The sequence below is a fragment of the uncultured Corynebacterium sp. genome, from assembly GCF_946998835.1.
In the GTDB taxonomy this organism is placed as follows: Bacteria; Actinomycetota; Actinomycetes; order Mycobacteriales; family Mycobacteriaceae; genus Corynebacterium.
This window is the reverse complement of the sequence record NZ_CAMQAZ010000055.1, coordinates 1-6261: the sequence shown is the minus strand read 5'-3', so window position 1 is coordinate 6261 and position 6261 is coordinate 1. Positions and strand designations below refer to the sequence as shown.

Below are 6261 nucleotides of genomic sequence, written 5' to 3'. Positions count from 1 at the left end.
CAGGAAATAATAGAAATCAAGGCAAACGCCTAGGAACAAAACCCGGGGCACTTCAAGGGGAGTAACTAGGGAACGCAGAGTATCCGCGATTTCTGATATCTCTATCTTTTTGTTGGCTATCTTTAAAACGAGGCGTTCAGCGGCGTCTGCATCAACTTCTCCAAGCAAGGGGCCTACTGCCAAGTTCAGTCTGAGGAATAACCAGCAAGCAGCCCAGCCGGTCCGCTTATTGCCGTCAAGGAGACTTTGGGCAGTATAGAAGGAATGCAGTAATGCTGCGGCCTTATCCCAAGCGGTCGGGTGCGGCCTTATCCCAAGCGATCGGATGCGGCCTTATCCCAATAAGTGCATCGCTTCCGTTACTTTCAGTGTCCGATAGGCAAACGTCTTGCTGATGATGAACGAAGCTACCAATCTCAGTCAGGCTGGGAGGGGTGATTTCCAGCTTTCAAGCTGAGCGATGACGGTGGGAGCGTTGCGCACGAGAGTGGTTTTCCACGACAGGTTACCCTCTTTTTGAAGCCTTCCAATCAGGGTGATGGGATGAACCCCTAGGTGGTCGGCTTGTTCTTTAATCCAGGATGAGTGCACACGATCAGGAACCGCCGGTAAAGGGCTAGAGATCACGAGTTCGCTGGCCAGCTGGTCTGCCTGGGCTTCATTATTGGTACTGTCATCTGATAGGTCATCTAGGATGACCTCGCCATTGTCGACAAGGTGACCCAATAATATATGGGCTGTCTCATGCAGGATGGTAAATAGTATCTTATCGAGCCGTTTCCCTCGTCCCGATATGCCAATTACGGGGTGCCCGTCGACCATCATGGCGCAGCCGTCGAGTTTTCCTCCCGGAAAAGCCTCCACATAAACAAGTTTCACCCCTGCCTCGGCGAACAGAGTCTGGAACTCAGCAAACGCCTGCGGGTCACATGCTCTACTCGACAGCGTCCGGGCGAGGTCTTCTAGTGCCTTCCGGGAGTAGGGGGCAGTCTCGAGATCTCTGGCAGTTGCTCTAACGCAAGCTGCCCACGCTTCCTGCAGGACGGTGACATTTTCCTCGCAGTTACTACGGCGGGCGGCGAAGCTTATTCCCAAGGGATCTTCAAAGGATTTCTTGCCAAATAAGTTCAGCACCTCGCATGCCTGACTTTGTACGTCGGTGGCGGTGATGTATCCCCGCTTGACGAGCAGAGGGACGGGGGCTAACTCTCGTAACTGTGCGCGGGTCTTCACGATGTTGAGGTTGTTCTGCATCTGGTCGTCCTGGGACTGCTTCCATAGCAGGTAGGAGTCCTGGAGGTTAAGCCAGAATTCCGCGGAGGTGCCCAGGGCGGCACCGATCTGGGCTGCGGATTCGCGCGTGATCTCCTTTTTTCCGGAAATAATCTCCGAGACAAACTGTGCCGGACGTCCGAGCACCTCGGCAAAGTCGGCCTGGGTCCATCCGCGTGTGTCTAGCTCGTCAGCGAGGATCTCTCCGGCCGGGAATAGCTCCGCCGCAATTGGAGTATTCATGAGTTCACCTTCTCTCAGTGGTAATCCACCATTTCAATAACGATGACCACGCGGCCGTCGCTGTTGGTTGCGAATTTGAGGATGAGCCGAAACTGCTTGTTCAGGCGGATCGAAGAGGTCCCGGCTCGGTCACCTTTCAGTTGTTCCAGATGTAACGACCGCATGGCCCGCAGGTCGCGTTCATCCACGGCTCCCTTCAGGATCTGGATTTTCTTGCGATACGCCTTGATGATGTCCGAACCCCATCGTTTGGGGATGTAGGAGGCATCCTCGGCCACTCGTTGAAGTTCGTCGTCCTCGAAGAGGATGCGCACCAAGTCCACCTCGTCCAGTTCACTAGTGCCTCGCCCAAATGACGTGACCCTTTCTTCTCTACTTATCTAAGGCTCATCACCCTTCCCGTGAAGTACGCTATCTTAAATGTGCCGGTTCCGCAAGGTGGAACCAGGTATAAAGAGGGGCGCCTCGCTGCAACGAGGTACCCCACCGGCAAGTCCTGAGAGCTGTCAGAACCCATGCACCTTCTGGCAGTAGCGGAGTATTTCCCCCTCGGACTGATTGACTCGAGAGGAGAAAATGGCTCGTAACTCCAAGCAGACCAGCAGGTCTGCGGCGAAGGCAGCCAGTAAGGTACTGCGCAGCAAAAACTATAGTGCCGCTGCGAAGAAGGCCGCCGGCAGTACACTGTCTCAAGCGCCGAAGCGTCGCGAAAAGTAGCTGCACCAGTGTTGTGTCTCAAGAGAGATACTCCGAGGCGCAACACTCTGCCATTCACTAGAAGCGTGTCTATACTTGTGAATATAGGGTACGGGCAACCGAACCCGGACGCGGTGATCGCCAACCGGGTCTTCGAGACGGCCTAACAACGCCCACACGCAGCGGCCGTCAGGGAATGAGAAACTGAGTCTTCGCTGCTCTCCGCCCAACTTTGCAACAGCACCTATTAAGTTAACTTTACGGATTTTGAGGGTAAGGTTTTATGATCCAGTCCAATAAAGCAGGTGTAGGGGCGGTTATCGTAGCCCTAGCTGTCCTATGGCAAGGAATCGGCACTGCGATAGTCGGAGCCCAAGTAGACCCAGAGCTATCTACTTTTACTACGTTTTCAGCGTTTCTTATCGCGGCGATTATCTCCACAGTGGTCTATTTAGCGTTTTATCGTAGAAAATACCGAGCTACGGAAACACCGCATCCCCCCATGAAAATGACAACTGCAGCAAGCCTCAATCTGTTTACTGCGGGCGCTTTCTGCTTATTCTATGTTTCCACTACTTTGATGCAGCCCACTGCAGCAAGTGTCATCGAAACAGGAGTCGGCCCTTTTATTGTCGCAGTAATAATGACTTGGTCGGCCAGAAGGCTCAGCAGTTCATTGGTGTCAGCAACTGCAGTAGTGGTTCTGGCTCTATGTTTTTTCTTCCTAGGAACGGGAAGCAGTTCACCCCAGTCTTATCTGGGTTTCGCTCTAGCTGTAGGCGCAGGAATTTCTGCGGTAGGAGTGCTTTACTCCTCGCGCTGGGCCACTGAACAAGGGAACAGCGTTCTCACGATTGCAGCAGTGAGGTTTCACTTAGCTTGGATTATTAGCGGTCTCGTGGCTTTCTTTTCCGTGGAAGCGGAGATGCTTCGAGGCTCTACTCTGTCAATCGTCCTGCTATCGGTGATGTGCATTACTTTTCCTATCCTGCTCTTGCAGTGGGGAATTACCTTAGCGCCGCCTTTGATCTCGGCACTGATCATCGCGGCCCTTCCGGCCGTGGTGATGGCTACCGAGGTGGCATTGGGCTCTCAAGTTGAACCAATTCAATTAACTTTGTTGATGCTCATTGTGGCAATAACCATAAGCCAAGCAATGTGGGGAACACGGAAAAATGAAAATATTAGTAGTTGATGATTCTTCAAGTGGCGCCGATCTGGTGGCAACCCTGCGCCAAAAAAGGGACGTAGAGGTTGCTACTGCTAACCCGCCGTATGCCATCTCAGCTAACGAAGACGGGAGCATTTCCGATCCATGGGCCCTGGCCCTACTCCGGGAATGTAGCCAAGAAAAATTTGACCTTGTTGTGCCGGGAAGCGAATCAGGAGTATCCATAGCTGAGTGGGTTTCAGCTGAGTTAGGACTACCGCATAACGGTAGAGAGAAGATCTGGCACCGTCGCCATAAGCAAGGAATGATTGAAGTTGCTCACCAATATGGACTGCGTGCCCCAAGGTCTGTTACCCTATCCCCCGCTTCTGCACAAGACAGCCTTTATCTAGACCCGTCCCTGGTCAAGGATTGTGTTGTCAAGCCTGTGGGAAGCGGGGGCAGTGACCATGTCTATTTCTGCAAAACAGAGCCCGAGACTCTTCAAGCGATTACTACCATTCAAAATTCTACGACTTTGCTAGGAGAAAAATCACCCTCCGTGGTTCTTCAGGAGTACGTAGACGGACCTCAATATTTTGTGAACACGGTGACAGCCGAAGGGCGTCATGTTGTGACCGAAGTTTTCCGATACGGACTTACGGAGGAATCTGGAGCTCCCCACATATATTCAGCTATCACAGTAGGACCGGAGGACAACCACTATTCCGGTGCCGTGGAATATGCCTTATCGCTCCTTGACGCTCTGGAAGTAAACTTCGGAGCCTCCCACGTGGAACTGAGGTGGTCTAAGGGGCAGTGGGTACTTATTGAATACAACGGTCGCTGTATGGGCCCCGAAGTACCCGACGAGGTCTATTTCCCGACTCGCGGTTTCAGCCAGATCAGCGTTCTCGCCACGATGCTAGTGGATGGTTTACAAGCTGCCGAACAGGAAGTACTCGCCGGAAATCTTGACGGGTGTGTCGCCTGGCTCATGCCTACCCCGCAGTCAAACGGTGTGCTTCAACAGTGCCACTGGGATCTTGTCCAAACTCGCCCGACCGTTCAGAGAATCTCGCGGCGACCAAAGATCGGCACTTATATCGATAACTCGAATCGGGTAACAACTGGTGCGTTTGGCATGGTTTTTCTTGGCTCTTCTGACCGTGCTGCTGTTGAGACCGATCTTCAATCTCTTGAGTCTTTCGACGCCCATGGTGATCTGTTTACTGTTGCCCCCGGAAAGGATGCGTGATGACGACCCGAATTGCTGTTATCGGCGCAGGGGTCGCTGCTGCAGCGGTCGCACGACGGGTATCTTCTACTTTCCCGCATATTGAACTCACTATTTTTGACGCGACACCTCCTCAGAAGCACCTTGCTTTTGGCCATGTTGATAAACGCTTGCTATGTAACACAAGTACTTCAGTAATGTCGCTGGATGTCGAGGAACCACATGATTTTGCGGAGTTCCTGGGATACAATAAGCAAGAGTCCAGTTCTGTATTCTCTTCAAGAAAAAAGTACGGATCTTACCTGCAACAGCCTCTACCCTCTGAGAGCGGCAGCTGCGATGACCGTCTTCAGTACGTACTCGATTCGGTCATTTGTGTAGAAGATTCTGCATCCCCTGTCCTCATTCATACTGCGCGTCACGGGCTCTTTAAAGCCGATTTCGTCATCATCACAGGTGGCCGAAAAACAGCACGGGTCCCTTCATCTTGCCAGTCATACCGTGATACAATCCCAGTTTTCCCCAGCCCCTATGACCCCAGTTTTTCACACTGGCTAGAAAACCATCCCACTTCCCGCATCGGTATTTTAGGGACTGGCCTCTCTGCCGTGGACGCTGCACGATTAGCGTTATTTGAGGGGGTGGAGGCAGTTATGCTTAGCCCCAGCGGCCAGCTTCCCGGGGTACGTACTTCGCTTCAGTTAAACGCCCCAAAGGAAATACCAGCAGAGGAGTTCCGTGCACACTCCCGCAGCGTAGAGGATTTTAGACAATACGCCATTCAGCACGCCACCTCCCTCGGCTGGTATCCGGGACGTCTTAGGGAGCCCCTCCCCAGGAATGGCACTGATCGTTTTCTGCTGGACTATGAATTAGCTGAAAATGGTTATTCTGTATGGGAAAAAATGATCGGTCGCATGGTGGACCTAGCCAATCAGACCTGGTCACCTCTAAAAGTCTCCCTAAGGCAGACTCTCCTCAATGGGATATCAGATTGGATACATCGTTACGTGACCGCCATGCCTGTGCAAGGCGCGAAAAACCTACGAGAAGGTTTTCAAGCAGGGAGCCTTGTCCTAGCTCGCGGCCAGGGATCAGGGGAACAAGCTCGAAACGCTGTGGACCTAAAAGATGCTTCGGGTAATTCTCACCGAGTCGAAGCGGTAGTTTGCGCCTGTGGCTATGAGGACCCCGGATGGATCAAACACAACAAAGGAATTTTCCCTGGTCAAATAAAGCCAAACGCTTCTCGCTGGGTCGGTGCCCCTTTAAATAATGGTTGGGGCACTGCGCAGGCCGGTAACAGAGTTCTATTTGCGGGGGAAGCAGCAGCACCGACCACCGCCATTCCAAGCTACGCCCGCACTTCAATCATGCAAGCCAATTTTGCCCTTGATTGGATTAACTCCCACGCATAGGTTGATGCCCCGGGGAGATCGGTCACATCCTCGGGGTGAAAACTGCCTATTAGCAGGCTCCGTGCCTTTCCCCGAAAGACAAAGGTGCTGTTGCAAAGTTGGGGCAGTAGGAAGGGCGACGTGATGTAATCACAGCCATGGGTATCTTCTTCGGTTGTCATTTTCCCGTGGCATCATTCTGTGGGCAGTGGGTGGTACTGCCGCTACGGGGTGAGCTACCGCGATCTGGAGGAAATGATGACCGA

The 6261-nt window shown here is 52.7% G+C and carries 7 protein-coding genes and 2 pseudogenes; 5 read left to right on the top strand and 4 right to left on the bottom strand.

The window, feature by feature from the left end:
* The 4 genes and pseudogenes from Q0U90_RS11365 to Q0U90_RS11350 form a co-directional block, all read right to left on the bottom strand.
* Positions 1-183, bottom strand: a 183-nt coding sequence (locus tag Q0U90_RS11365; protein ID WP_297455203.1) for a hypothetical protein, incomplete at its 3' end; no start/stop codon positions are given.
* A gap of 21 nt (positions 184-204) precedes the next feature.
* A pseudogene (locus tag Q0U90_RS11360) lies at positions 205-312 on the bottom strand (Fic family protein); the annotation flags it as partial.
* A 108-nt stretch (positions 313-420) separates the two neighbouring features.
* Complete coding sequence (locus Q0U90_RS11355; RefSeq protein WP_297455200.1) at positions 421-1515, bottom strand: HigA family addiction module antitoxin; 1095 nt, start codon at positions 1513-1515, stop codon at positions 421-423.
* Between the two features lie 14 nt (positions 1516-1529).
* Positions 1530-1829, bottom strand: coding sequence for a type II toxin-antitoxin system RelE/ParE family toxin (locus Q0U90_RS11350; RefSeq protein ID WP_023025236.1), 300 nt, complete (start codon positions 1827-1829; stop codon positions 1530-1532).
* 262 nt (positions 1830-2091) lie between these two features.
* On the opposite strand from Q0U90_RS11350, the gene Q0U90_RS11345 reads away from it, so the two are divergent.
* The 5 genes and pseudogenes from Q0U90_RS11345 to Q0U90_RS11325 all read left to right on the top strand — a co-directional run.
* Positions 2092-2232, top strand: a complete 141-nt coding sequence (locus Q0U90_RS11345) for a hypothetical protein (protein WP_023025712.1) — start codon at positions 2092-2094, stop codon at positions 2230-2232.
* Positions 2233-2494: 262 nt separating this feature from the next.
* Entirely contained in the window at positions 2495-3406 is a 912-nt protein-coding gene (locus tag Q0U90_RS11340; protein WP_297455193.1) for a hypothetical protein, read from the top strand.
* Positions 3387-4619 (top strand): ATP-grasp domain-containing protein, encoded by a 1233-nt coding sequence (locus Q0U90_RS11335; RefSeq protein WP_297455190.1) that lies wholly within the window; start codon positions 3387-3389, stop codon positions 4617-4619. The genes Q0U90_RS11340 and Q0U90_RS11335 overlap by 20 nt, the downstream gene beginning before the upstream one ends.
* Positions 4619-6016, top strand: a complete 1398-nt coding sequence (locus tag Q0U90_RS11330; RefSeq protein WP_297455206.1) for an FAD/NAD(P)-binding protein — start codon at positions 4619-4621, stop codon at positions 6014-6016. The genes Q0U90_RS11335 and Q0U90_RS11330 overlap by 1 nt, the downstream gene beginning before the upstream one ends.
* Before the next feature lie 137 nt (positions 6017-6153).
* Positions 6154-6261: pseudogene (locus Q0U90_RS11325) on the top strand (IS6 family transposase); the annotation flags it as partial.